This window comes from Anaerovorax odorimutans DSM 5092 (genome assembly GCF_000426305.1).
Taxonomy (GTDB): domain Bacteria; phylum Bacillota; class Clostridia; order Peptostreptococcales; family Anaerovoracaceae; genus Anaerovorax; species Anaerovorax odorimutans.
Window position 1 is genome coordinate 64,371 of the sequence record NZ_KE384519.1, and the last position, 26,394, is coordinate 90,764.

Below are 26,394 nucleotides of genomic sequence, written 5' to 3' on the forward strand. Positions count from 1 at the left end.
AATAGAAGTCGAAATTTTGATTTTCGCTTCTATTCTTTTTTATATATTGAACTCCTTTTTTCAACTGTATAAGTTGGAAGGGTTGGAGGTGTTGTCACTTAAAAAATTATAACATGACACAAGCTTCCAAGAATGATTCAATGATCTCCATCTCTCAGCAAAGCTGTCTCAATTATAGAAATCATTATTTAATATTTTGTATCTTATAGATTAAATTTATTATAATAGAAAATAATGATAATAAGATGTTAAATACTTGTCATTATTGTGAAGGATGAACGAAAATAGAAAGTTTGTATGTTGTATATAAATAGTCAATATTTCATAGTCCTAGACCTTTCAAAGGATTAAATGTATAATAAAATAAAAAATAATAAATAAGGAGTCTTTGTATGGAAAGAAATATATACCTATCAAATACTGATATTGATGATGCCATAAAAATATATTTAAAAAAAATTAGTAGAAGCATTGATAATATAAAAACAGAATTAGTAGATATTAGAGAGGCTAATGGAAGGATAACAAGCAAACCTGTCTTTGCAAAAATCTCCTCACCAAATCATAATGCTGCTGCTATGGATGGTATTATGGTAATTGCTGAAAGAACTTATTCTGCAAATGAAGCCAATCCAATAGTATTAAAAAGAGGCAAAGATTTCGAATATATAAATACAGGGCATTTGATATTAGAACCTTATAATAGTGTTATTATGATTGAAGATGTAGTTCCTGTTGGAGATGAAAAAGGAAATGACGGACAATCTAATCAATTGAAAATCAGAGTACAGTCATCTCCTTGGCAGCATATAAGACCAATAGGTGAAGATATTGTTTCCGGGGAAATGATTTTACCTGAAAATCATCAAATAAGGGCTATGGATATAGGTGCTGTATTAAGTGGAGGACAGACAGAAGTAGAGGTATATGAAAAAATTCGCGTTGGAATTATGCCCACAGGGAATGAAATCACTGATTCCTATGAAAACTTAGAGAAAGGCATGTTGTTTGATACAAATTCCTGGACTTTTAAAGCAATAGTAGAAGATTTAGGTGGTGTTGCAGAGAGAATAAGTCCGGTAGAAGATGATTATGAAAATCTAAAGACAGCAATTTTAAATTTAATTGAAAAAAATCATATGGTCATTGTAAATGCAGGCTCGTCTGCAGGAAGTAAGGATTTCACTTCTGCAATTATTGAAGACTTAGGGGAACTTATTCTTCATGGTATTGCAATAAAACCGGGTAAACCTACTATTTTAGGTATTATAAACGATAAACCTGTAATAGGTGTTCCAGGATATCCAGGATCAGCCTTTTTAGTATTTGAAGAGGTTGTGACACCGGTGATTAGAAGGCTTCAAAGAACAAAGGCTGAAAGAAGCTCAAAAGTAACGGCTACAATTTCAAAACGTGTTGTATCTTCATTAAAATACAGAGAATATGTAAGGGTCAAGTTAGGTAAAGTAGGAGAAAAACTTATTGCTACTCCGTTAAAGCGGGGAGCAGGAGTGACAATGGCACTTGTAGAGGGTGATGGAATTATGATTATTCCAAAAAACAGTGAAGGATTTGAAGCAGGTGAAGAGGTTTCTGTGGAATTAATTAACGATATGAGTATAATTGAGAATACAATAGTTTCCATAGGAAGTCATGATTTAATAATGGACTATATAGGAAGTATCTTATCAAAGGATAATATACAAGAAGATGATGATATGGAACGACAAATACATCTTTCTTCTGCTCATGTTGGCAGCATGGGTGGTATATTAGCTTTAAAACGGGGAGAAGCACATTTAGCACCAATACATCTTTTAGATGAAAAAACGGGAGAATATAATACATCATATATTGCTAAATATCTAGGGTCAGACGTAGAATTAGTTAAAGGAGTAAAGCGGGTACAAGGATTTATGGTATCTAAAGGGAATCCTAAGAATATAAGAAATGTTGAAGACTTAATAAGAGAAGATGTTTCTTTTGTGAACAGACAAAAGGGATCTGGAACTCGTATTCTAACTGATTATTTGTTAAAGCAAAAAAATCTTCAAAGTGAGGAAATAAATGGATATGATAGAGATATGACAACACATATGGCAGTTGCGGCAGCTGTGGAAAGTGGTACTGCAGATGTTGGCGTTGGTGTTTATTCCGCTGCAAAAGCTATGAATCTTGATTTTATTCCTATTGGTAATGAAGAATATGATTTTGCAGTACCAAAAAAATATATGGAAACATATATGATAAAAAGCTTTATAAAAGTTTTACGAAGTGAAGAATTTAAAAAAATTCTTGTACAACTGGGAGGTTATGAAATTTAATATAAATGTCTCTAACTTTTCATAAGAACAGCAGTGCCATGTAAGTCACATAAAGGAACGATAAAAAGGTTATTTTCATTACAATAGGTTGAAACCGCTTCTTTGACCCCATTAAATCTAGTATTGTTATAATCGTGTATAATAATCATACCGCCCTGTGACATTCTAGGATAGAAAAATTTTAGACCTTCATATGTGGGTAAATATAAATCGGGATCAAGACTGACTAAGGCGAATTTTTCATCTAAATCTTTTGCGGTTTCAGGGAAATAACCCTTTCGTATAATTGCTTTATTAGGGAAAGGCAAAATTGATAAAACTAAATCAACTCCAGTTTGAGAGAAGTCTGAAATAGAGGCTTTAGAAAAATTATTTAAAGCTTCAGCAGTAATATCTCTTTCGTCAAAACCTTCAAAAGTATCATATAAGTACAAATTTCTATCAGGGAATAATCTATTTAGCTGAGAAGCAAAAGCTCCTTGGAATACACCTAATTCAGCAATTGCACCGGAAATTTTACGTTTTATAATTTCTTCGGATATAAGTTTGGTTGTTGCCAAACGAATGTCAAAATGAGTTCTATAGTCAGCAATAAGGATTTTTTCTTCCTCAACTTCCAAATCAATAAGTTGTTGTTTTATGTTTTTGCTTGCATCTAAATTATTAAGAGCAATAAAAAATAAATCTGGATTCATTTCCTTGGCATCTGATGCGGATAATATTTCTAAATCGTATAATTTTTTTGTATGTAATAATGGATTATTATCAGCAAATGCTAATATTTTATAACTAGCAGGATTCAGCAAACGAAAATACATCTGCCCAGCTTGACCTGATCCGAATATTATAGTATTTTTCATAAAATAAAACTTATCCTTTCATTTAAAATAGGTATGATTAATCATAGCATATTATATAAATTGATTAAAGTAAAAGTTATAAGAACAAAAAGGTTATAAACCTTAATATATAAAAAATAATGGAGATAGAGAAATGGAATTAAAAGATAGATATAACAGAAATTTAATGACTTTAAGTCCGGAAGAAAATTTACAGCTGAAAAATTTTAAAATTTGTGTAGTAGGATGCGGTGGACTTGGAGGATATATTATTGAACTGCTTGGGAGATTAGGTATTGGAAGTATTACAGCAATTGATGGCGATGTATTCGATGTTACAAATTTAAACAGACAGCTTTTATCAACGGAAAATTCCATTGGAAAAAGTAAAGCATATTCAGCTAGAGAAAGGATGAAAACTGTAAATTCAGAAGTGAAAGTAATAGCAGTAGACGAATTTTTGACAGATGAAAATTGCAATAATCTTATAAAAGGACATGATGTTGTGGTAGATGCTTTAGACAATATGCCTGCCAGAAAGATCTTAGAAAAGTATTGTGAAGAACTAAATATTCCTATGGTTCACGGAGCTATTGCCGGTTGGTATGGTCAAGTATGTACAATTATGCCGGGAGATAAAACCTTAGAGAAAATTTATTTAAGTGATGATGAAAAAGGGGATGAAGCAGAGTTGGGGAACCCATCTTTTATCCCTTCTTTAGTTGCGTCACTGCAAGTGGCAGAAGTCGTAAAATTACTTTTTAAAAAAGGAGAAGTTTTACAAGGTAAATTAATGACAATTGATTTACTGAACAATGAATATGAAATTTTCACAATATAATTAAAAAAATGTAGCAATATTGTTATAAATCTGATATAATAATAATTTTTATTGACAAACCATAATGAATACTGATAATATAATTATAAGATTCAGAAAATTAATATTTTTTCCAATTTTCTATTACATAAGGTAATAGTATTATGGGTTTATGCATAGAGGCATAAACTCACGTGCTTGAAAAGAAAACCTCAATTAGATTGATAAAGTTATTATCAGAGGCTTTTCACGTACGTTGAAAAGGCTGTATTATTTTAAGTTGTATTCATGATGGAGGTTATTTATGAAACTTAAAAAAATGACACTGAACATTAATGGTGCAGATCGAATGTTTATTTGTGATCCTGAGAAAGATACTCTGGCTACCGTTATAAGACGCTTAGGGTTGACAGGAACTAAGGTTGGCTGTGATAGAGGTGTATGCGGATCATGTTCTGTAATACTTAACGGTAAAGTGATACGTTCTTGTACAAAGAAAATTAAGAGCGTACAAGAGTATAGTGAAATTACTACAATTGAAGGTATTGGCACGCCAAATCACTTACATCCGCTGCAAGTAGCATTTATGAATTGCGGAGCTGTACAGTGCGGTTTTTGTTCACCTGGATTTATAGTATCTGCTTACGGTTTGCTTAAGGAAAATTTAAATCCTACAAGAGAAGATGTGCGTGATTGGTTCCAAAAGCATAGAAATATATGCCGATGTACAGGATATAAACAAATTGTAGATGCTGTTATGGCTGCTGCAAAGGTTATGCGTGGTGAATGTGATATAGAAGATATAAAAGTTAAACTTCCTGAAAATAAAGAATATTATGGATTGCCTTTGGTACGTCCTGCTGCCCTTGCAAAGGTCTGCGGTGTATGCGATTACGGAGATGATATTGAACTTAAAATGCCTGAGAATGTGCTTCATGTTGTAATGGTGCAGCCTAAAGTTGCACATCATGCGAAAATATTAAAGATAAATACAGAAGAAGCAGAACAGATGCCTGGAGTTTATAAAATTATAACTCACAAGGATGTAAAAGGATCAAACAGATTATGTTTCTTCTCATTTACGCCAAGAACATTGGCTACTGAACAGACACATATTCTTCTTGCCGAAGATAAGATTTTTAACTATGGAGATATTGTTGCCTTAGTTGCAGCTGATACGAAAGATCATGCAAGAGTAGCCGCAGCAAAGGTTACAATTGATTTTGAACAACTCCCTGAATATACAAATTATCTTGAAGCTGCAATGCCTGATGCTATGCGTATTCATGATGACCACCCGAATGTATGGTCTGAGCAGCCGACGATAAAAGGTGCAGGACATGATGTGCCAAAATTGTTTGAAGAAGCCTCTCATGTAGTAGAAGGAAGCTTTTATTCACAAAGAGAACCGCATATGCCTATTGAAGGAGATACAGTACAGGCTTATTGGGGTGATGATGGTATGCTTACAGTTCATTGTAAGGCAATGGCCATTTATGCAAATATAGGTGATATAGCAGAAGCTACAGGTGTCCCTGCGGAAAATGTCAGAGTTATTGAAAATCCCACAGGTGGAACTTTTGGTTGGGGAATTGCAGGTGCTACATATTCTCTTGCAGCTATTGCATGTATTGCGTGTGATGATATGCCTGTTGCATTTTCCATGACATATGAAGAATTTATGGCATTTTCCGGAAAGAGAGCACCGGCTTATACAAATGCACGGCTAGCTTGTGACGATGATGGTAAAATTATAGCAGCGGAATGGGATTGCGGACTTGACCATGGAGCATATAATGAGCTGGGAGATGACTTGACATGGAGACCGGCAAGGTTTATGTTTTTCCCGTATAATATACCAAATGTAATGGGACTGACAAGAGTAGCATGTACAAACCATTCTTATGGAACAGCTTACAGAGGATATGGCTCACCGCAGGCATATACTGCAGCTGAAGCTATAATGGATATGATGGCAGAAAAAATAGGAATAGATCCATTTGAAATTAGATGGAGAAATATTGCAAGACCGGGAGACCTAAATGTTAATAGTTATCCGTTTGTAAACTATCCAATGGAAAAAATAATGGAAACCATGAGACCGTACTATGAAAAAGCAGTGGAAAGAGCTAAAGCAGAAGATACTCCTGAGAAGAGAAGAGGAGTGGGAATTGTATGGGGTGGATATAATGTAACAGAAGGTACAGCAGATCAGTGTACTATAGCTATAGAGCTCAGAGAAGATGGCAAATTTGTAAAATATGATACATGGCAGGATCAGGGGCAGGGAGGAGACGTAGGATCTCTCCAATGTACTTTAGAAGCATTGAAACCTCTTGGTGTAAGCATTGACGATGTAGTTTTGATTCAGAACGACAGTAAATATTGTCCGGATTCCGGAGCAACGGCATCATCTCGTCAGCACTATATGAACGCAAAGACATCAAAAATGGCAGCAGATCAGCTTATTGAGGCAATGACAAAGCCGGATGGCACTTATAGGACATATGCTGAAATGACAGCAGAGGGAATACCAACCAAATATGAAGTACAATACCTCAATCCTAGTGACCCGGATTTATGCGACCTTGATCCAAATACTGGTGTTGGAAATCCTACACCTGATTATACTTATGCTATGTTTCTATCAGAAGTAGAAGTAGATACCAAAACAGGGAAAGCTACAGTAATAGGTTATACATGTGTAGATGATGTAGGTGTAATAGGAAATATTGCATCTGTAAATGGTCAGGCATATGGAGGACTTTCTCATTGTATTGGCTTTGCTCTTAGTGAAGACTATGATGATGTTAAGAAGCACAATAATGTATTTGGTGCAGGGATTCCTTCTATCAAGGATATCCCAGATGATTTTAACCTGATTCATTTGATAACACCAAGAGAAAAGAATCCGTTTGGATCTTCAGGGGCATCAGAAGCATTCCAGTCTGCAGGTCATATGGCAGTTATTAATGCTATTTATAATGCCTGCGGCGTAAGAGTCTATGAATTGCCCGCAACTCCTGATAAAATTAAAGCAGGGTTAGAGAAAGTTGCAAAAGGAGAAAAAACCATGCCACCTGAAAAATATTTCCTAGGATCTGATTTCTACGAAGAAATGGAATATATAAAGAATAATCCCGTATAAATAAATTAAATGTCAATCGGTCTGCTAAATTCATAGCAGACCGAAAATTTTATAGTTATGAAATTTGGTGAATTAATATGGAACAGTATATAAAAGATTTTAAAAGATGTATGCAGAATGAAATCCCTTTTTGCAGCGCAGAATGTCCTTTTCATATAGATATTTTGGATTTTATCGAGAAGATGAAAAGAGGAGACTTTAAAGCTGCATATAAAACATATAGAAATGCTGTAGGTTTTCCTCTTATTGCATCAACTTTATGCCATGAACCTTGCAGGCAAGTATGTCCAAAAAGAAATATTGATAGTGCTATAGACCTTTTGAAACTTGAAAAAGCCAGTATTTTATTTGCTAAAGATAAATCGGCCACGGTATATAATCTGCCTATGAAAAAAAAGAAAATTGCTGTTATAGGAGCGGGTATAAGCGGCCTTGCATGTGCTCTTCGTCTTTGTATGAAAAAATATGAAGTTGAGATTTTTGAGTCTAAGGACAGAGTTGGCGGAAGCTTATGGGATTTAATGCCATCAGATATTTTTTTAAAAGATATAAATGAGCAATTTAAACATGAAAAATATACTCTGCATTTGAATAAATATATTAAATCAGCGAAAGAATTGGAAGATAGAAATTTTGATGCTGTCTATGCAGCAACAGGTAAAAACGGAGAAGGTTTTGGCTTGCTTAATATTGATTCTGAAAATGGTGATAAATATTGCCGGCAGTTTGGAAAGACAGGATGGTTTGCAGGGGGAGAATTAATCGGAGAAAAACCAATTTATGCTTTAGCAGGTGGATTATTTATGGGGACGGTTATTGATAATTTTCTTAAGACAGGAAATTTATTATATCCAAGTAATGAACAAAGTACAGAGATGTATTTAAACCCTGCTAAACTAAAATATGAAGAACCTGTAATCGCAGAAAATGGTATAAATTTTAATGAAGCAGAGGCAAAACAAGAGGCAGAACGCTGTATTGAATGTCAGTGTGATTCTTGCAGAATATATTGCGATTTAACTGATTTTTACAATAAATGGCCTCTTAGAATAAAAGATGAAATAATTGCCACTACTTTACCGGGATCCGCAGAAGTAAAAGCAACACCGGCAAAAAGACTTCTCAGTACTTGTAATCAGTGCGGTCTTTGCAAAGAAGTTTGCCCTGAGAATATTGATTTAGGAGGACTTATTTTAGAAGGACGAAAAAGTATGCATGCACAAAAAAAAGCCGCATGGGTTTTTCATGACTTTTGGCTTAGGGATATGGAATTTTCCAATAGCGGTGTAGCCTCATTATCTAAAGCTCCAAAGAATGCCATGATAGATGAAAAAGAGGGTATTGCGAAGTGTTCATATGCTTTTTTCCCGGGATGCCAATTAGGAGCTAGTGATCCGCAGCTTGTGGAAAAATCTTATTCATATTTATTAAGTAAGAAGTCAGACACAGGGCTTATATTGCGATGCTGCGGTGTGCCTGCTGAATGGTCAGGTGATGAAAAAAAATATAAAGGGGAATTACTTGAAATTCGTAGATTATGGGAAAAGTTTGGAAAACCAACTTTAATTTTAGCATGTCCCACTTGTGAAAAGAAATTTAAAACATATATGAAAGATATACCGGTGATATCATTATATGAAATTATAGAGGATTGGGGGTTAGATAGCAATAATTCAGTAGATATGGTAGAATTAACAGATAAAAAATATTCCGTATTTGACGCATGTGCGGCAAGACATGAAGATGGAATGAAAGGGGCAGTTAGAAAGCTGGCAGATACCGCAGGATATAAATTAGAGTCTCTACCTGAAAATGAAGCTTTGCCCCGTTGCTGCAGTTATGGAGGACAACCGGCAATCGCTAATCCAAAATACTCTGAGTTTGTAGTACAAAAAAGGATTTCAGAAAGTGATAATACATATATTACTTATTGTATAAATTGCCGTGATGTTTTTATAGATGCAGGAAAAGATGCTATTCATATACTTGACATTATATTTGGTGAAGGCAGGATAATAAAAAATTTGCCAACAGTTAGTGAGAGAAGAGATAATCGAATAAATTTAAAGAAAACTTTATTAAAAAATCATTGGGATGAGGAGATGAAGGAATCAAAGAAGAAGTATAATTTTAAATTGCAGATTTCTTCTATCCTATTAAAAAAATTAAGTAATAATAGAATTTTAGAAGAAGATATAATGAATGTAATTGAATTTTGTGAACATACAGGAAGAAAAATATATAATACTGATAATAAGACTTATATTGGATATCATCAGGAAGGATATATGACATATTGGGTTGAATATAAGAAAATCTCTGAGATAGAATTTGAACTTATAAACTCATATTCTCATAGAATGAGTATTGAACTGGAGAATGTTTGGAACGGAAAGAAGATTGACACATTGTAATTTTCTCAATTTTCATATAATTTTAATTTATGTTGACAAAATATAATAATTGCTGATAATATGAAATTCGAAATGTAGAAAATTGTAGAAAATTGAATATTTTCTCCGATTTCTATTTCCTGTGGCATAATAATAAGCTATGGAAATAGAAACAATGGGTTTGTATGGAAACGTTCAAGCCTCCCACGTTTGGAAAGGAGAAGGCACTAAATGAATAGCGCATTTTTTGACCTATCCTTTTATATTGGGATAGGTTATTTTATTTTAGAGATACTTGCACAATTAGTGATGTAGTAAAAATGCTGGGAGAATAAATAATGATTAAAGATTTACATAGTGAAGCAATAAACAATATGGAAAAAATCTCATTCGATATAAATTGCAATTTAGGAGGGACTTTTACAGATTTTTTTGGTGCATGGGTGGAACTTCTTCCAGATGATTGTGTAGCTGTTCATAATAGTTGTAAGGATAAAGATAGAAATTTAAGCTTTTATTCTTTAAAATTAGCTCATGAATTATTAAAGCCCCTTGATATTCCTATTAATAAGATTAAATTAATTATAAATGATAATATATTTTTTAAGAAAAGTGATACTTCTGATGAAATAGATCAAGTTGTTTATAGTAATGCTATGAGGAGTGTTTGTGAAAAGCTGATAGAATCAATGAAAAAGCAAGATGGAAATTATATGACATATGATGAAATGGTAGCAGCTGATAAAGAAATTAGATATGTTGAGAGTATTAAAGCTGACTAGTTTTAATTATAAGAGAGATCAAATAAAATTTATTTCATATAAATGCAACCTTAAAAGCACAGTAAAAGCTACACTAAGTGTAGCTTTTACTATATAATTTAATTAAAATAATAAATTTGAATTAAATAAATCAGAAAGTATAATCAAGATATTAGTTAGTGATAATAAAACAGAAAGGAAGGGTATTATTTAAATGAAAATCTTAAACAAAACACAGAGCATCTGCAATTATTGTCATAAACCTGTGGATGCATATTATGTGGAAATAGATAAAAGAGTATATTTTCAGAAAGAATGTGAAGAACATGGAAAAACTAAAGCATTAGTTGCCGAAAATGTACAAGATTATCTTAAGTGGACAAGCAATCCTGTAATAAATATCCCCCCTAAAGAGGCTATTACAAAGGGAAAAGAAGGAGAATGTCCATTGCACTGTGGAGTTTGTGATAAACATTTACAAACGGCCTGTTGTGTTCTTCTTGATATAACTGAAAGATGTAATCAAAACTGTCCTTACTGTTTTGCTAAAGCAAACGAAGATGCAGATAAAGACCCATCTTTAGAAGAAATAGAAAGATGGTATGATAAGCTTGTGGAATTAGGAGAAGAAAGACCTTTTAACATACAACTTTCCGGAGGTGAACCAACGGTAAGAGATGATCTATTAGAGATTATAAAGATAGGTAGGGATAAAGGTTTTGAATATATTCAGATAAATACAAATGGAAGAAGAATTGCTCTTGAAGAAGGGTATGCAAAAAAATTAAAAGAAGCGGGAGCATCAGTAATTTTTCTGCAATTTGACGGAACAAAAGATGAAATTTATAAGGAATTAAGGGGAGAACCTCTTTTAAATCTTAAAAAGAAAGCAATAAAAAATTGCAGAAAGGCAGGCCTTCCAGTTACTTTAGTACCAATGGTTGTAAAACATGTAAATTTAGATAATATAGGCGAAATGTTGGAATTTTTACTTGAAAATGTTGATGTGGTAAAGGGAATTCACTTTCAGCCTGTCAGCTTTTTTGGCAGACATCCTGATGATGAAGATAATGGTGATTTTGAAAATCGAGTTACAATGTTTGAAACTATGCATGAAATTGAGAAGCAGACAGACGGCAGATTTAAATATAGTGATATTTATCCAATTTCCACAGGACATAGTTTATGTTGTTTCTGCGGAAGTTATTTAAAAGAAGATAAAGGGAATATAAAGAGCCTTATTGGTGAGAAAGCGGCCATTGACGGAATTGGATGCTGTGATGCAATGGATCCTCTGGAAATTATAAAGAAAGACAGAGATTATGTGTTGAATAAATGGGACATGCCACAGCAAAATGAGCCTGATCCTTATCCATGTTGTGGTTGGGAAACTGATTTAGATAATGATAAAGAATATCCTGGATGGGAAACTCAATCAGAAGTCTGCTGCTGCTTAGATGATGCTCAAAGTTTTGATGATGTATTGGCATATTTAAAACGAAATATGTTTACCATATCTGGTATGGCTTTTCAAGACGTAACTAATTTAGACGCTGAACGTGTTAAACGCTGCAGAGTACAGGTGCTTACCAAAGATGAAAGACTTATTCCATTTTGTGGATATAACAGTATCTACAGGGGTAATGTTTAATTAGATAAGGAGATTTTATGGGAACTAAAAATACAGAATGTTTAATTTGTGGTGATAAGATAATTTATAGTGATGAGGTACAGGATGTTGTCTGTCATATATGCGGAAATAAATTTAAATCTAATGCGATTTGTGAAAACGGGCATTTTGTTTGTGATAAATGTCATTCCAATGCAGCCTTAGATAAGATAATAGAATTTTGTTTAGAAACTAAAGAGAAAGATGCTACTATTATAGTACAAGATTTAATGAGATTAGAATTTGTACATATGCATGGACCGGAGCATCATTACTTAGTTGCGGCAGCATTGTTGACTGCGTATAATAATAATGGTTACGGTGATAAATTTTGGAATTTAAATAAAGCTTTAAAAGAAGCAAAAGTAAGAGCTTCAGTTGTACCGGGAGGAGTTTGTGCTTTTTGGGGTTGTTGTGGTGCTGCTATTAGCGCAGGTATTTTTGCAGCTATAATAGCTAAAGTAAACCCATTATCCAAGGAAGAAAGAGGTAATGTAAATTTGCTTACTTCTATTATTTTAGAACGAATTTCAAAAGATGAAGGACCTCGCTGCTGTAAACGTGAATGTTTTTCATCAGTTCTTATTACAATGGAATTTGCAAGTAAAACCTGGGATATAAATTTAGGAGATACACAGTCGATTAAATGTACTTTTTATCCTAATAATAATCAATGTAAAGGTAAAGCCTGCCAATACAGAAAATAATTAATTAGAGGAAAGGATATTCAATATATGATTAAAAGAATCTTAGATCCATGGTTTATAAAGAAAATAGGATTGAATGAAGATGTTCTTCTTACAAGAGAATTGATAGAAGAGTATCAATTAAAAAAATTAAGAGAAACTTTACTATGGGCAAAGAAAAATAGCAAATTTTACAAAGAAAGATTAAAAGACAGTAATATTGAATTACTTGAATTAAAAGATATGCAAAAACTTCCCTTCGTTACTTCTGACAATTTAAGAGAAGAAGGGACAAATATGCTCTGTGTTAAGCAAAATGATATCAGCCGTATTGTAACCTTAGATACAAGTGGAACCACAGATAAACCTAAACGAGTTTATTATACGGAAGAAGATCAAGAACTGACAGTTGATTTTTTTAATCATGGTATGAGAACAATGATAGATGAGAATGATGTATTTCTTATTTTACTTCCACATGAAAGACCTGGATCAGTTGGAGATTTACTTTCAAGAGGAATAGAAAAATTTGGAGCAAGAACAGTTCGTTATGGCTTAATTAAAGATTTTAAAGAAGTTGCAGATTTAGCATTAAAAGAAGACGTCACAGCTATGGTTGGAGCCCCATCTCAAATAGAAAAATTAGCCCAAAATTATAAACTTACAGGCATTAATACAGTCTTGCTGAGCGTTGAATATGTTTCAAAAAAAACAAGAGAAACTATAAAAAACTCATGGGACAGTAATATTTATGAACATTATGGAATGACAGAGATGGGTCTTGGAGGTGCAGTATCATGCTGGGCTTTAGAAGGTTATCACGTCAGAGAATGTGATTTATTTTTTGAAATAATAAATCCTGAAACAGGAGAAGTTCTGCCTGATGGAGAGTATGGAGAAGTTGTGTTTACCACACTTACGAGAAAAGCTATGCCGTTTATAAGATATCGTACAGGAGATATTAGCTGCTTTATTAAAGAACCATGTAAATGCGGAAGTGTTATAAAAAGACTGGCAAGAGTGGGAGATAGGGGAATGGAAAAAGGAATTTTTTAAAAACATATAATTTGTAACAATAAGTTCAAAAACAAGTAAAAGGTACCATATAATATTTTTAGATAAGTAAATTAAGTAATTACATAAAATAAATATTATATGGACCTTTTTATTTTGGTTAACTGATTTATTTTAATACCTTTACTGACATAGTTTTAAATATTGCATAAAGATAATCATCTTTCTTTATATCCATTTCAATCATAGATTGACGAGTAATGAGTGCAAGCAGAGGAATACCTATATCTAAAAGAATCTTGGCACTGTTGTTGTCATATATAATATCTGCTACCTTTCCTTTATGCATATTCCTTGCACTACAGTTTAAAATTCCTGTACTTAAGATAACATCTTCAGGTCTTACTGAGACTTTTACTGTTCCTTCTAAATCTGTAGAGACATTAATTTTTACCCCGTTAATTAGTGCATATTTAATATCATTCTCTTTTATGATTTCTCCTTGATACACGTTTTCTGCTTTTTTTGTAAGCATAAAATAAAGTTCAAGTTGAGTTTGAGATATTCTAATACTTCTTCCAATATGGTGAGCTTGAATATCACCACGTTTAATCATTTCGTAAATAGTATATTTTGAAAGCTTCAGTTTTGCAGCTAGCTCCTCTGGAGTATATAATATTTCTTCGGTCATGGATGCTCCTTCCTAATCATAAGCATACTTAGATTAATTATATTTCATTTAGTTAAATTATATTTGACATTTTATAAAATGTCAAATATAATAGTTCTAATAGCAATGAGTTTGTTTTAGTTTGCAACTAACGTATTTCATTTAAATTTAGCTAGAAATTCTCATTAAAAATAGCAAAAAAAGAAAAATCAAGACATAATTGGAGGAAACAAATTATGAAAAAATTAAGTTTAATTTTAATAATGCTTTTAGTATTTTCTTTTGGCTTGGCAGGATGTGGGCAACAAAATACAGATGATACAAATGAAGGCACTAAAAATGAGTCTAAGGCTGTAGAGGTTAATGTGTCAGCGGCAGCGAGTTTGACAGATGCTTTAAATGAAATTAAAGCAGAGTATGAAAAAGACAGCAATAATACTATAGTATTGAACTTTGCTTCATCAGGAACCCTTAGAAAGCAGATAGAAGAAGGCGCTCCATGTGATTTGTTTATTTCTGCATCAAAGGAACATATGGATACATTAGAAAACAGTAACCTTATAGATGCTGAGACAAGAAGCGATCTATTAAACAATTCTTTAACTTTAATTGCAGCAAAAGAAAAGAAAGATGTTGTTGTGGATGAAAATAGTATTTTGAATGCAGATGTAAAAAGTGTTTCTATTGGTACTCCGGAATCTGTTCCTGCAGGAAAATATGCACAGGAAGCCCTAGAAAATTTGGGTATGTGGGATGATGTGCAATCTAAATTAGTACTTGCAAAAGATGTAAGACAAGTACTTGAATATGTAGATACTGGTAATGTAGACTGTGGTCTTGTTTATAAATCTGATGCATTGCTTTTGACAAGTGGTGTAGTTGTATGTGATATGCCAGAGGACAGCCACTCAAAAATAGTATATCCTGCAGCAATAACTGCTGGTGCAACTCAAGCTGAAGCTGCAAAAGATTTTTACAAATTCCTGCAGTCTGATTATTCAAAAGGTGTTTTTGAGAAATATGGATTTACAGTTATATAATATATGTAGTTTAGTTTAATCTATTCAATCTAGTTAAAATAACCATATCAGGAGAACACAATGCTGACACCTATTATTCTATCTTTAAAAATTGCATTAATTGCCACCATGTTTTCATTTATATTGGGAATTACCTTCGCGTACTTTATAAATAAGAAAAAGGTTAGGGGCAAAAATATATGGGAGACTATTCTCATTCTGCCCATGATATTACCTCCATCAGTCATGGGTTACATATTATTAATTGCATTTGGTAAAAGAGGAATAATAGGTGGTTTTTTATTGGAACAATTTGGTATACAGATTGTATTTACATGGGTTGGTGCTGTAGTAGCGGCATGCATTGTATCACTGCCACTTATGTATCAAAATGTAAAAGCTGCCTTTGTAAGTGTACAACCTATATATGAACAAGCAGCCAGGACTTTAGGAAGTAGTGAATTAAAAATTTTCTTTACTGTAACAATACCACTTGCCTGGCCTGGAATTATAAGCGGCATTGCTTTAGCTTTTGCAAGAGCAATTGGAGAATTTGGAGCAACCTTGATGATTGCAGGTAATATTCCTGGGAAAACTCAGACAATACCTACAGCAATCTATTTTGCTGTAGAATCAGGAAACACAAAACTTGCTAATAATTTAGTTTTAATTATGACGGTCTTTAGTTTTATTTTAATCTTTCTACTAAATACCTGGTTAAAGAGAAAAAATTATTTAGGAAATTAAATCTGGGAAGGCAGCCATATGAGTATATATTTTAAAATCAAGAAAAAACTAGATCATTTTTCAATAGACATAGAATATGAGTTTGAAAAAGGTGTTTTGGTAATACAAGGAGAATCAGGCGCAGGAAAAACAACTGTGCTTAATTGTATTTCTGGACTTTTACAGCCAGATGATGGTAAAATGGTTATAGGTGAAAACACTATATTTCAAAGGGAAAATGGAAGAGCACAAGTTAACATACCTACTAGGAAAAGAAATATTGCATATTTATTTCAAAATTATGCCCTGTTTCCCAATCTAACTGTTGAAAAGAACATCTTATATGGCATTAAAAATAAAGCGGAATATAAAGATAAGAAGACACGCTTTCAGTTAATGGAGTATGCAGAATACATTATGCAAACCTTCTGTATTTCACATTTAAAGAAAAAATATCCTAAAAATATTTCCGGGGGTGAAAAACAAAGAGTTGCTCTCTCAAGGGCTATTGTTACTAAGCCTAGTCTATTGCTTTTAGATGAACCTTTTTCTGCATTAGATGCAGAAACAAAGAAAATAGTGTATAATGAATTTCTATTATTTAAGGAAAATTTTAATATTCCAACAATTTTAATAACACATAGCGCAAAAGAAGCTGAAATGTTTGCAGACAAGAGAATATTAATAAAAGAGGGAAAATTAAAAACCAGCTGAAATAGGAGGAGTTTATGAGTAAAATATCATATATAGGAAAAGATTTGATTGAAAAAGGTGAAGATTTTGTCCTTGCGAAAGTAGTTGATACTATTGGTTCTACTCCAAGAAAAAAAGGTGCATGCTTATTAATGAAAAAAGATGGCACCAGATTTGGAACTGTTGGAGGAGGAACTTTAGAAGCAGAAACAGAACGCATAGCTTTGGAGACTTTTAATACAAAAGAGTCAAAAATTTATCATTTCAGATTAAAACCTGAAGAGCAGCAGGGTCTTGATATGAGGTGCGGAGGAGATGCAGATGTTAGTATTGAATATATTGATGCTGGCAACCCTCAAAATTTTATTTTAGACTTTAATCTAGAGAGTAAGGTGTATATTTTCGGAGCAGGACACGTGGGACAAGCATTGGAACCTGTACTTCGTTATGTAGATTTTTCTACAGTTATAATTGATGACAGACCTGATTTTGCAAATAGGGAGAGGTTTAAAGATGCAGATAAAGTAATGGTAATAGATAGCTTTTTAGATGCATATAAAGGTATTGAAACTGATGAAAACAGTTATATTATTATTGTTACAAGAGGACATGAGGCTGATTATGATGTTTTAAAACAGACTTTAGATAGGAAAACAGCATATATTGGCATGATTGGAAGTAAGGGAAAAGTTGCAGACATTTATAAGAGATTAAAAGAGGATGGATTTACACAAGAACAACTAGACAGAGTATATTCTCCTATTGGTTTAAGCATTTATGCAGAAACACCAGAAGAGATCGCTATCAGTATAGTTGGTGAGATGATTAAGGTAAGGTCAGGACATGGAAAATAGCAGTACGGTTATATGTAAAAATAAAGATAATGAATATTATAATGATATTTCAGCAATTATTTTATCTGCAGGCTATTCCTCCAGAATGGGAGAATTCAAGCCACTTCTTAAAATTGGAGGTAAAACGGCCATTGAGCGAGAAATAATAACCTTAAAAGAAGTAGGTATTGAGCAAATTACCACAGTTATAGGTTATAAAAAGGAATTATTATATAGACTTCTTATTGATAATAGAGTAAGAGCAGTATTTAATCCCCGCTTTGAAGGGGGAATGTTTACGTCTATTCAAGCAGGGATAAGAGCAGCATTAGATACACATATTAAAGGATTTTTATTAATGCTTGTAGATTGTCCGCTAATTCCTGCTGAAGTGATTTATAAAATAATTGCTGAACATCGAAAACATCCTGATTCTTTTATTGTACCATGTTATAGAGGTAAAAAAGGTCATCCCTTGTTAATCCCTTCTATTTATGCAAAAGAAATCCTTGAATATGATGGACCAGGAGGTCTTAAAGCTGTAATAAGTAAATATGATGATAAAATGATAAAACTTGAAGTAAATAATGAAGCTGTTGTTTTAGATATGGATACACAGGAAGGTTATGAAGAAATTTTAGAATATTATAAAGAGAATAATCTTTCAATAGAAAATAACAAAAAGCATTTACCATTGGAAAGTGTTGCAGATTCATATTTACAAATTATTAAAGAAAAAGGAATTAAACGCCTATTTCTTATTCGTCATGGGCAAATAATGCAGCATAAAGATAAAATCTTTTTAGGACAAACTGACATAACTCTTAGTGAGCAGGGAAAGCGGGAAGCAAGTAACGCTGGAAAACAATTGCATCTTTTAGATGCCGCAGTAGATTTTATTTATACAAGTGATTTGTCGAGAACAAGAGAAACCGCTCAAATTATTTTAAATGAATTAAATGAAAGAGCAAAAAGTGAAGGAATTGAAAAAAATATAAAAATAATTGAAGATCCGTCTCTTAGAGAAATGAATTTAGGTCCGTGGGATGGTAAATATATTCATGAAATAAAACAACAATTTCCTAATGAATATGAAAAAAGAGGACAGGATATTTTAGCTTATAAATATGGTAATGATAGTGAAAATTTTTATGATTTGCAGTATAGAGTTGTAAAAGGATTTAAAAAGATTTTAAAAAATCATGAATCAGGTGATTTGGTTATAGTAACACATTCAGGCGTAATTAAAGTTATTTTAGCCAATCTGCATGACTATACTTTAGCAGAAGTGGTAAAGAAAAAATTATTTACAGGACAAATTATAAAGGTAAATTTTGCATAGATTTATATAATATAAAATATGATGAAAAAGTTCTCAACGCACAGTAAAAAATGTATGCCTTATCTGATAATTAAAATATTGTATCAGGTGAGGCATTTATACTATTAAGTTAAAAATTTTTGATTTCTAAAATCAGTGATTAACATATCTTTTATATTTAACCTTAATTTTTCCATTTTTTTACTAAGGATTTAATCACATTGTCAATCTCATTAAGAGGAATTTGATTATAATAAAATACCAAAGTTCTAAAAGAATCGGAAAGTTCCTCTGTATAAATTGTTATAGGTACGGTTATTATACCAAGTTCTTTAGCTTCTTTACATAGAATTTCAGATGTCTTTATACTTTTTACATTGATAAGCATATTAATGCCGGAAGAACTGTTTATTGGATTTATAAAATCTTTAGCATATTTACTTAAAGCTGTAATAACAGATTGTAGTTTTTGTGAATAAAGCGTTCTTAATTTTTTTATATTTGTCTGATACAAGCCTTTTTCCATGTAGATCGCAAGGGTTAATTGCTCAGTCTTTGAACATGTTTGAGAATAGCCACCGCTTACACTTTGAAATAAACCTGCCATTGTAGGAGGTAGTACCATATAACTTATTTTTATAGATGGAAATAAAGTTGAAGAAAAAGAGCCTAAATAAACAACACGTTCAGTATTATCAAGACCTTGAAGAGAGGGCACAGGTTTGCCGAAATATCTCAATTCGCTGTCATAATCATCTTCAATGATAATACTATCATTATCAGCTGCCCATTTTAAAATTTCATAACGTTTTCCAATGGGCATAACATAACCTGTGGGAAATTGATTTGATGGATTAACGTACACAGCAGATCTGATATTAGAAGGTAACTTGGAAATATTAATTCCTTTTTTAGTTACCGAAACAGGAGTAACTGCAAATTCTCTGTCTCTGAAAATATTTAGAACAGGTAAATACCCGGGGGCTTCCACAGCCACATGTTTTATCCCCATTTTTGTTAGTATAATTGTAAGCTGACTGGTAATTTGTTGTGTTCCAGCTCCAATTACTATTTGCTCAGGAGTACAAATAACACCTCGAGATTGATATACATATTTTGAAATTTCATGTCTAAGAGCAAGTTCTCCTTGTGGATCACTTTCATAAAGAAGTAAATCGGAATATTCAGTTAAAACTTTATTCATACATTTTTTCCACTTTATAAAATCAAAGCAAGAAGAGTCATGGTATGGTTTAATTTTATTTAAACTTTCGGTTTCACTGTTATTCGAGTATATATCGTCTAATGTAGATAGACTTTTTATTTGAATGTTTGCCATATTTGCTGGAACTGTACCCATGCCGGAGGAGATTTTATTTACGTAGTAACCGGACTGCGGCTTGCTGTATATGTAGCCTTCAACAAGAAGTTGATTATAGGCTAGTTCAATGGTTGTTACACTAAGACTTAAACTTTTTGAAAGTAATCGAAGAGAGGGAAGCTTTTCTCCCGCTTGAATATCCCCATCAAGGATTGACATTTTGATATAATCATACAATTCAAGGTAAAGAGCTCTTTTTGAGTTGTAATTAAAATTAGGAATAATGGGCTTCATTAAATATATCCCCCTTACAAATAAATAGTGTCACATTTAACTGTATATAGAAAATATATAAAAAAATTAAATACAATTAAATAAATCATATAAAAAATTATTAAAAATACTAAACTGTATATAAAAATATAAATAAAATTGCATATTCATTTATATACACGTTAATAGTATTATATTATATGTTAAATTATAGGTCAATGGTATCTATCTTATTTAACATATAAAAGGAGGAAATATAATGCATACAGAAAATAGAACACAAAAAATTATTTTAACAGGATTAATGACAGCTTTAGTTACTGTAGCTACAATGGTTATTGCAGTACCTGTTCCTTTTACAAGCGGATATGTTCATTTAGGAGATAGTATGATTTTTCTATCTGTATTTATATTAGGATGGAAATATGGAGCTTTTGCAGCAGGTATAGGTTCAGCCTTAGCAGATTTATTTTTAGGGTATGTCCATTGGGCACCTTGGACTTTATGTATAAAGGGTATTATGGCAATAATAATGGGTCTTATTATACAAAAATGTTTAAATAGTAAGAGAAATACTGTTATTGCTAGTTTAATAACGGCAGGAGTTTGGGTAATTTTTAATTTCGCAGTTAAACAGATCGTTATATATGAAGCGGCACATAATGCAGAAGCTTTACTTGAAGATGCAGGAGTAAACAGTGTATCTGATTTAGGATTATTTTTAAATGGAGTACAAAATAAATTAATGTTAGTTGCGTTAATAATTCCTATTATATTAATTATAATCTCTGTCTATATTCGTAAGAGAGAACATATGCTGATTCCGGTTTATCAGATTTTATCAATGACAATGGCAGGTCTTTGGATGGTATTTGGATATTATATTGCAGGGGGCTTAATTTATGGAAATTTTGCTGTTTCAGCATTCAGTATTCCCATGAATATGATTCAATTTGTTTGTGGATTCTTTATTGCTTCTATTATTTCCGCAGCGCTTTGCAAAACTCCGGCAAGAAAATTCTTTGCATATAGAACAATAACTTCTTTAAAATAAAATTTGAATTTTTATGGGAAAAAGGTTTTTTGACTAAGTCAGAAGGCCTTTTTTGAATTATAAAGACTTATATCGCAATTTTCCCCTATATAAAAAGTATTATTGCAAAATGCATTTACATATATGGTTATTTAGAGTATAATCTATTCCAAATATATTTATGCTTTTGAAAAGGAAGGGCACAACAAATGAAAAAGTTTAAAAGAATTTTAGTTGCGAATAGAGGAGAAATTGCAATTAGAGTATTCAGAGCTTGTAAAGAGCTGGGGATCAGATCTGTTGCGATTTATTCTGAAGAAGATAAGAATTCTTTGTTTAGAACTAAAGCAGATGAATCTTATCAGATAGGAAAAGGGAAATCCCCTGTAGATGCATATCTAGGGATGACAGAAATTATCGAATTGGCTAAATCCAAAGGTGTTGATGCCATCCATCCGGGATATGGGTTTTTATCGGAAAATGCAGAATTTGCAAGGCTTTGTAAAGAAGCTGGAATTGAGTTTATTGGACCAACAAGTGAAATGATGGACAGATTGGGAGATAAAATAAAATCTAAAATTGTTGCATCAGAAGTTGGTGTTCCTACAATACCGGGAGTAGAAGAAGCAATTCGCTCTGAAGAGGATGCAATAAAATTTGCTGATTTTTGCGGATATCCGGTTATGTTAAAAGCTTCTGCCGGCGGTGGAGGTAGAGGAATGAGAATTGTAAGAGAGAAAAAAGAGCTCATTCCTGAATTTAAAAATGCTCAAAATGAAGCGAGAAAGGCTTTTGGTATTGATGATATTTTTATTGAAAAATATTTAGAAAAACCAAAACATATAGAAATACAGGTTTTGGGTGATAAAAACGGTAACGTTATTCATCTGTTTGAAAGAGACTGTTCTATTCAAAGAAGACACCAGAAGGTAGTAGAATTTACACCTGCTATTTCCATTACACAACAACAGAGAGAAGCAATGTGTCAAGATGCTCTTAAAATTGCTAGAGCAGTATCTTATCAAAGTGCAGGAACAGTGGAATTTCTAGTAGATAAAGATGGAAAACATTATTTCATTGAAATGAACCCAAGAATACAAGTAGAACATACTGTAACAGAAATGGTTACAGGCATTGATATTGTGCAATCTCAAATATTTATTGCACAGGGTTATAGCTTAGACTCAGAAAAAATAGGAATAAAAAGTCAAGGAGATATAATTCCAAGAGGTTATTCTATTCAATGTCGTGTTACTACTGAGGATCCTAGCAATAGTTTTGCACCGGATACAGGGACTATTGATGTTTACAGAACAGGATCTGGTTTTGGTATTAGATTAGATGGCGGAAACGGTTTTACTGGATCTAAAATTACGCCGTACTATGACAGCTTACTGGTAAAGGTAACTTCATGGTCAAGAAAATTTGAAGATGCTATTCATAAATCTATAAGGGCACTTGATGAATTAAAAATAAAAGGTGTAAAGACAAATGTATCATTCTTAGTAAACGTATTAAATCATGAAACCTTTAAGGAGGGTAATTGTGATACAGGATTTATTGCAGAAAATCCTGAACTTTTAAATATTAAAGTTGGGGCAGATAAAGAATTAAAATTAATGACATTCTTAGGAAACAAGGTGGTTAATGAGATCAAGGGTAATAAGCCTCAATTTGACGTTCCTGTAGTTCCAAAAGTTACTCCGCAAAATTTATCTGGAACAAAACAGTTATTAGATAAGAAAGGTCCTGAGCAATTATCTAAGTGGGTAATGGAGCAAAAGGGATTGCTTTTAACAGATACAACTATGAGAGATGCACAGCAATCTCTTATGGCAACTAGAGTAAGAACAGTGGATATGACAAAAATCGCACCTGCTGTATCCGTTTACGGAAAAGATCTGTTCTCATTGGAAATGTGGGGAGGAGCTACGTTTGATGTTGCATATAGATTCTTAAGAGAATCACCTTGGGAAAGATTAAGACTTCTTAGAGAAAAGATTCCAAATATTCTATTCCAAATGCTAATAAGAGGTGCCAACGGAGTAGGATATAAAAATTATCCTGATAATGTTATTCGTAAATTTATTCAGGAATCAGCAAAATCAGGTATTGACGTATTTAGAATTTTCGATTCTTTAAACTGGATTGAAGGAATGACTGTTTCAATGGAAGAAGTACAAAAACAAGGTAAGGTTGTAGAAGCATGTATTTGTTATACAGGTGATATTTTAGATGAGACAAGAGACAAATATAATTTAAAATATTATGTTAATATGGCAAAAGAGTTGGAAAAGAGAGGCGCGCATATTTTAGCTATAAAGGATATGTCAAGCTTATTAAAACCTATGGCTGCACATAAATTAATACGTGCACTGAAGGATGAAATACAAATTCCAATTCACCTTCATACACATGATACCAGCGGTAATGGAGGAGCTACTGTGTTAATGGCAGCTATGGCAGGAGTAGACATTGTAGATGCAGCATTTAACAGTATGGCAGGATTAACAAGTCAGCCTGCATTAAATTCAATTGTTGCATCACTTGAAAATTCTAACCGTGCTACAAATTTACCATTAGATCAATTACAAGAAATTTCAACATATTGGAATGCAGTAAGACCTGTTTATCAACAATTTGAATCAGAACTTAAAACAGGTACAGCTGAAATATACAAATATGAAATTCCTGGAGGTCAGTATTCAAACTTGAGACCACAAGTAATCAGCTTTGGACTTGAGCATAAATTCCAAGAAGTAAAAGAAATGTTTAAAACAGTAAATAATATGCTTGGAGATATAGTAAAAGTAACACCATCTTCTAAGGCTGTAGGAGATATGGCTATATTCATGGTACAAAATGATTTGACACCTGAAAATATCTATGAGAAGGCCAAGGGTATGGATTTCCCTGATTCAATAGTTTCATATTTTGAAGGTATGATGGGACAGCCTGAAGGTGGATTCCCTGAAAAGCTACAAAAGCTTGTTTTAAAAGGAAAAGAGCCAATTACTTGTCGTCCGGGAGAGTTACTTGAAGATGAAGATTTTGCAAAAATTAAGAGTTATTTAGATGAAACATATCAAATAAATGCAACTGACAAAGAGGTACTAAGCTATGCATTATATCCGAAAGTATTTGAAGAATATTTAAAAGGAATAAGAACTGCAGGCGACTTTAGATATATGGGAAGTGACATTTTCTTCTATGGACTTACAGAAGGTGAAACTTGTGAGGTTAAGATTGAAGAAGGAAAAGTACTGGCAATAAAATTAGTGGAAATTAAGGGAGTAGATGATAATGGAGACAGAGAAGTAGTATTTCAGATTAATGGTAATACCCGTGCTGTTCTTATTAAAGATAAGGATGCCAATTCTAAAATCAGTAAAGATACTATTGCTTTTGCTGATCCTGAAGATCCAGGTGAAATCGGTGCTAATATACCAGGTACAATTTTCAAAATTCTTGTAAAGGAAGGGGAAAAAGTAACTGAAGGTCAATCCATAGGAATTATAGAGGCAATGAAAATGGAAACCAATATTATTGCCAGCATTAGTGGTGAGATTGATAAAATTTATGTTAAAGAAGGTCAATCGGTTAGTTCGGGAGAACTTATTGCAAAATTGAAGTAATCTTTATTGGATTGCAGGGGGGAATCATTCATGAAAGTCCTTATTTTAAGTATTTCAACGGGTCAAGGTCATCATGCAACAGGACAAGCAATACAAAATACCTTTCGTGAAATGGGGATACAATGTGAAACTTTGGATGCTTACGAATATATTAAACCTCTTTTATCAGAGCTTGTGTCAAAAGGATATTTAATTTCTACAGCATATGCACCCAAATTAGCATCTAAATTTTATGATATTGTTGTAAAGAAAAATGAACCTGTAGAAGAATATTCTATGACAAAGATTGCAAATAAAATATTGGCTAAAGAGTTGAAACAATATATAGAAGATTCTAAGGTTGATGTAATTATTTGTACGCATGTATTATCGGCTACTATGGTCAACATTATGATAGAAAAACATTGGATTGATATTATTACAGTAGGTATTATTACAGATTTTACAGTTCATCCTCTTTGGGAAGAATGTAGAAACTTAGATTATTATGTAACGTGTAGTGAATTATTGGAATATCAAATGAAGAAAAAAGGGCTTGATACAAATAAAATGCTTCCATTTGGAATACCTATAAGACCACAGTTTTATAATAAAACAGATAAAGAAGAAGCACGTAAGAAACTGGGAGTTGAAAAGGATAAACAGACCCTTCTTCTTATGAGTGGAAGCATGGGCTATGGTAAAATTGATGAGTCTATAAATTTGTTAGATAATCTGGACCTAGATTTCCAGACTATGGTTGTATGCGGCAATAATAAAAAAATGCTAAAAAAGGTTAACCATATAAAAACTAAGAAAAGATTTGATATTTACGGATATGTAGATAATGTTGATTTAATGATGGATGCAGCTTCTTGTATTATAACAAAGCCCGGAGGTATTACAACTTCGGAAACTTTAGCAAAAGGGCTTCCTATGATTATGGTAAATCCTATACCGGGTCATGAAATGAGAAATGCAGAATTTATGATGAACAATGGCTTAGCCATATATGCTACGAAAACATTTCCTTTAGATGAAGCAGTGTTCTCTTTATTTAGGCACCCAGACAGAGTGGAAAATTTAAGAGCTACAATTAAGCTTTATCGAAAGCAAAATGCAAGTAATAATTTATGTCAATTTTTAATAGAAAAAGTTTCTCAGAAAAACTTATAACTTACATGGAAAGTAAAAGATTTGAGAAAGATGACAAAAAATATTACTATTTTATAAAAAA

Annotated in this window: 19 protein-coding genes and 1 riboswitch; of the genes, 16 read left to right on the forward strand and 3 right to left on the reverse strand. The window is 32.5% G+C overall.

Translation table 11 applies throughout. The features are described 5' to 3' along the window. Positions 1-392: 392 nt before the first annotated feature. Positions 393-2,324: a molybdopterin biosynthesis protein gene (locus K292_RS0114330; RefSeq protein ID WP_027400412.1), complete on the forward strand. Its 1,932-nt coding sequence runs from the start codon at positions 393-395 to the stop codon at positions 2,322-2,324. 11 nt (positions 2,325-2,335) lie between these two features. Here the strand turns inward: K292_RS0114330 and K292_RS0114335 are convergent, their stop codons facing one another. Then, positions 2,336-3,184 carry a TylF/MycF/NovP-related O-methyltransferase gene (locus K292_RS0114335; protein WP_027400413.1) on the reverse strand — a complete coding sequence of 283 codons (849 nt, stop codon included), beginning with the start codon at positions 3,182-3,184 and terminating at the stop codon, positions 2,336-2,338. Positions 3,185-3,317: 133 nt separating this feature from the next. Here K292_RS0114335 and K292_RS0114340 point away from each other — a divergent pair, with 133 nt between their 5' ends. The 7 genes from K292_RS0114340 to K292_RS17395 all read left to right on the forward strand — a co-directional run bounded on the left by K292_RS0114340 (position 3,318) and on the right by K292_RS17395 (position 13,696). Continuing rightward, positions 3,318-4,004, forward strand: a complete 687-nt coding sequence (locus K292_RS0114340; RefSeq protein WP_027400414.1) for a HesA/MoeB/ThiF family protein — start codon at positions 3,318-3,320, stop codon at positions 4,002-4,004. A gap of 283 nt (positions 4,005-4,287) precedes the next feature. After that, positions 4,288-7,131 carry a molybdopterin-dependent oxidoreductase gene (locus K292_RS0114345; RefSeq protein WP_027400415.1) on the forward strand — a complete coding sequence of 948 codons (2,844 nt, stop codon included), beginning with the start codon at positions 4,288-4,290 and terminating at the stop codon, positions 7,129-7,131. 77 nt (positions 7,132-7,208) lie between these two features. Beyond that, positions 7,209-9,545: a pyridine nucleotide-disulfide oxidoreductase/dicluster-binding protein gene (locus K292_RS0114350; protein ID WP_027400416.1), complete on the forward strand. Its 2,337-nt coding sequence runs from the start codon at positions 7,209-7,211 to the stop codon at positions 9,543-9,545. A gap of 91 nt (positions 9,546-9,636) precedes the next feature. Then, a riboswitch (molybdenum cofactor riboswitch) is annotated at positions 9,637-9,761 on the forward strand. A 101-nt stretch (positions 9,762-9,862) separates the two neighbouring features. Next, the gene (locus tag K292_RS0114360) at positions 9,863-10,306 is read left to right on the forward strand and encodes a hypothetical protein (RefSeq protein ID WP_027400417.1); all 444 of its coding nucleotides are present in this window, start codon (positions 9,863-9,865) and stop codon (positions 10,304-10,306) included. A 193-nt stretch (positions 10,307-10,499) separates the two neighbouring features. Next, a complete protein-coding gene (gene trsS, locus K292_RS0114365) occupies positions 10,500-11,936 on the forward strand; it encodes a radical SAM (seleno)protein TrsS (protein ID WP_027400418.1) in 1,437 nt (478 codons plus the stop codon). A gap of 17 nt (positions 11,937-11,953) precedes the next feature. Then, positions 11,954-12,661 (forward strand): DUF5714 domain-containing protein, encoded by a 708-nt coding sequence (locus tag K292_RS0114370; protein WP_027400419.1) that lies wholly within the window; start codon positions 11,954-11,956, stop codon positions 12,659-12,661. A gap of 27 nt (positions 12,662-12,688) precedes the next feature. Then, a complete protein-coding gene (locus tag K292_RS17395; protein WP_051280815.1) occupies positions 12,689-13,696 on the forward strand; it encodes a DVU_1553 family AMP-dependent CoA ligase in 1,008 nt (335 codons plus the stop codon). A 127-nt stretch (positions 13,697-13,823) separates the two neighbouring features. Here K292_RS17395 and K292_RS0114380 read toward each other — a convergent pair whose 3' ends face one another. Beyond that, positions 13,824-14,345 (reverse strand): helix-turn-helix domain-containing protein, encoded by a 522-nt coding sequence (locus tag K292_RS0114380; RefSeq protein WP_027400420.1) that lies wholly within the window; start codon positions 14,343-14,345, stop codon positions 13,824-13,826. A 215-nt stretch (positions 14,346-14,560) separates the two neighbouring features. Here K292_RS0114380 and modA point away from each other — a divergent pair, with 215 nt between their 5' ends. From modA to K292_RS18100, 5 genes are read left to right on the forward strand one after another with little or no spacing between them, the layout of a single operon-like run. Further along, positions 14,561-15,364: a molybdate ABC transporter substrate-binding protein gene (gene modA, locus K292_RS0114385; RefSeq protein ID WP_027400421.1), complete on the forward strand. Its 804-nt coding sequence runs from the start codon at positions 14,561-14,563 to the stop codon at positions 15,362-15,364. A 60-nt stretch (positions 15,365-15,424) separates the two neighbouring features. Continuing rightward, positions 15,425-16,090, forward strand: a complete 666-nt coding sequence (gene modB / locus K292_RS0114390) for a molybdate ABC transporter permease subunit (RefSeq protein ID WP_027400422.1) — start codon at positions 15,425-15,427, stop codon at positions 16,088-16,090. 18 nt (positions 16,091-16,108) lie between these two features. Beyond that, positions 16,109-16,783 carry an ATP-binding cassette domain-containing protein gene (locus K292_RS0114395; protein WP_027400423.1) on the forward strand — a complete coding sequence of 225 codons (675 nt, stop codon included), beginning with the start codon at positions 16,109-16,111 and terminating at the stop codon, positions 16,781-16,783. A gap of 14 nt (positions 16,784-16,797) precedes the next feature. Further along, a complete protein-coding gene (locus tag K292_RS0114400) occupies positions 16,798-17,616 on the forward strand; it encodes an XdhC family protein (RefSeq protein ID WP_027400424.1) in 819 nt (272 codons plus the stop codon). Further along, the gene (locus tag K292_RS18100) at positions 17,606-18,937 is read left to right on the forward strand and encodes a histidine phosphatase family protein (RefSeq protein ID WP_051280817.1); all 1,332 of its coding nucleotides are present in this window, start codon (positions 17,606-17,608) and stop codon (positions 18,935-18,937) included. The genes K292_RS0114400 and K292_RS18100 overlap by 11 nt, the downstream gene beginning before the upstream one ends. Before the next feature lie 163 nt (positions 18,938-19,100). Here the strand turns inward: K292_RS18100 and pdxR are convergent, their stop codons facing one another. After that, positions 19,101-20,531: a MocR-like pyridoxine biosynthesis transcription factor PdxR gene (gene pdxR, locus K292_RS17405; RefSeq protein ID WP_051280819.1), complete on the reverse strand. Its 1,431-nt coding sequence runs from the start codon at positions 20,529-20,531 to the stop codon at positions 19,101-19,103. A 238-nt stretch (positions 20,532-20,769) separates the two neighbouring features. Between pdxR and K292_RS18105 the strand changes: the two genes are divergently transcribed. The 3 genes from K292_RS18105 (at position 20,770) to K292_RS0114425 (ending at position 26,333) form a co-directional block, all read left to right on the forward strand. After that, entirely contained in the window at positions 20,770-21,564 is a 795-nt protein-coding gene (locus K292_RS18105) for an ECF transporter S component (RefSeq protein ID WP_051280821.1), read from the forward strand. Between the two features lie 188 nt (positions 21,565-21,752). Continuing rightward, positions 21,753-25,178 carry a pyruvate carboxylase gene (locus tag K292_RS0114420; RefSeq protein ID WP_027400425.1) on the forward strand — a complete coding sequence of 1,142 codons (3,426 nt, stop codon included), beginning with the start codon at positions 21,753-21,755 and terminating at the stop codon, positions 25,176-25,178. 30 nt (positions 25,179-25,208) lie between these two features. After that, positions 25,209-26,333, forward strand: coding sequence for an MGDG synthase family glycosyltransferase (locus K292_RS0114425; RefSeq protein WP_027400426.1), 1,125 nt, complete (start codon positions 25,209-25,211; stop codon positions 26,331-26,333). Positions 26,334-26,394: the final 61 nt, after the last annotated feature.

Bases quoted from the DNA above. Each gene is read 5' to 3' on its own strand.
- K292_RS0114330 (WP_027400412.1), top strand. From the start codon at position 393: ATGGAAAGAAATATATACCTATCAAATACTGATATTGATGATGCCATA.
- K292_RS0114335 (WP_027400413.1), bottom strand. From the start codon at position 3,184: ATGAAAAATACTATAATATTCGGATCAGGTCAAGCTGGGCAGATGTAT.
- K292_RS0114340 (WP_027400414.1), top strand. From the start codon at position 3,318: ATGGAATTAAAAGATAGATATAACAGAAATTTAATGACTTTAAGTCCG.
- K292_RS0114345 (WP_027400415.1), top strand. From the start codon at position 4,288: ATGAAACTTAAAAAAATGACACTGAACATTAATGGTGCAGATCGAATG.
- K292_RS0114350 (WP_027400416.1), top strand. From the start codon at position 7,209: ATGGAACAGTATATAAAAGATTTTAAAAGATGTATGCAGAATGAAATC.
- K292_RS0114360 (WP_027400417.1), top strand. From the start codon at position 9,863: ATGATTAAAGATTTACATAGTGAAGCAATAAACAATATGGAAAAAATC.
- trsS (WP_027400418.1), top strand. From the start codon at position 10,500: ATGAAAATCTTAAACAAAACACAGAGCATCTGCAATTATTGTCATAAA.
- K292_RS0114370 (WP_027400419.1), top strand. From the start codon at position 11,954: ATGGGAACTAAAAATACAGAATGTTTAATTTGTGGTGATAAGATAATT.
- K292_RS17395 (WP_051280815.1), top strand. From the start codon at position 12,689: ATGATTAAAAGAATCTTAGATCCATGGTTTATAAAGAAAATAGGATTG.
- K292_RS0114380 (WP_027400420.1), bottom strand. From the start codon at position 14,345: ATGACCGAAGAAATATTATATACTCCAGAGGAGCTAGCTGCAAAACTG.
- modA (WP_027400421.1), top strand. From the start codon at position 14,561: ATGAAAAAATTAAGTTTAATTTTAATAATGCTTTTAGTATTTTCTTTT.
- modB (WP_027400422.1), top strand. From the start codon at position 15,425: ATGCTGACACCTATTATTCTATCTTTAAAAATTGCATTAATTGCCACC.
- K292_RS0114395 (WP_027400423.1), top strand. From the start codon at position 16,109: ATGAGTATATATTTTAAAATCAAGAAAAAACTAGATCATTTTTCAATA.
- K292_RS0114400 (WP_027400424.1), top strand. From the start codon at position 16,798: ATGAGTAAAATATCATATATAGGAAAAGATTTGATTGAAAAAGGTGAA.
- K292_RS18100 (WP_051280817.1), top strand. From the start codon at position 17,606: ATGGAAAATAGCAGTACGGTTATATGTAAAAATAAAGATAATGAATAT.
- pdxR (WP_051280819.1), bottom strand. From the start codon at position 20,531: ATGAAGCCCATTATTCCTAATTTTAATTACAACTCAAAAAGAGCTCTT.
- K292_RS18105 (WP_051280821.1), top strand. From the start codon at position 20,770: ATGCATACAGAAAATAGAACACAAAAAATTATTTTAACAGGATTAATG.
- K292_RS0114420 (WP_027400425.1), top strand. From the start codon at position 21,753: ATGAAAAAGTTTAAAAGAATTTTAGTTGCGAATAGAGGAGAAATTGCA.
- K292_RS0114425 (WP_027400426.1), top strand. From the start codon at position 25,209: ATGAAAGTCCTTATTTTAAGTATTTCAACGGGTCAAGGTCATCATGCA.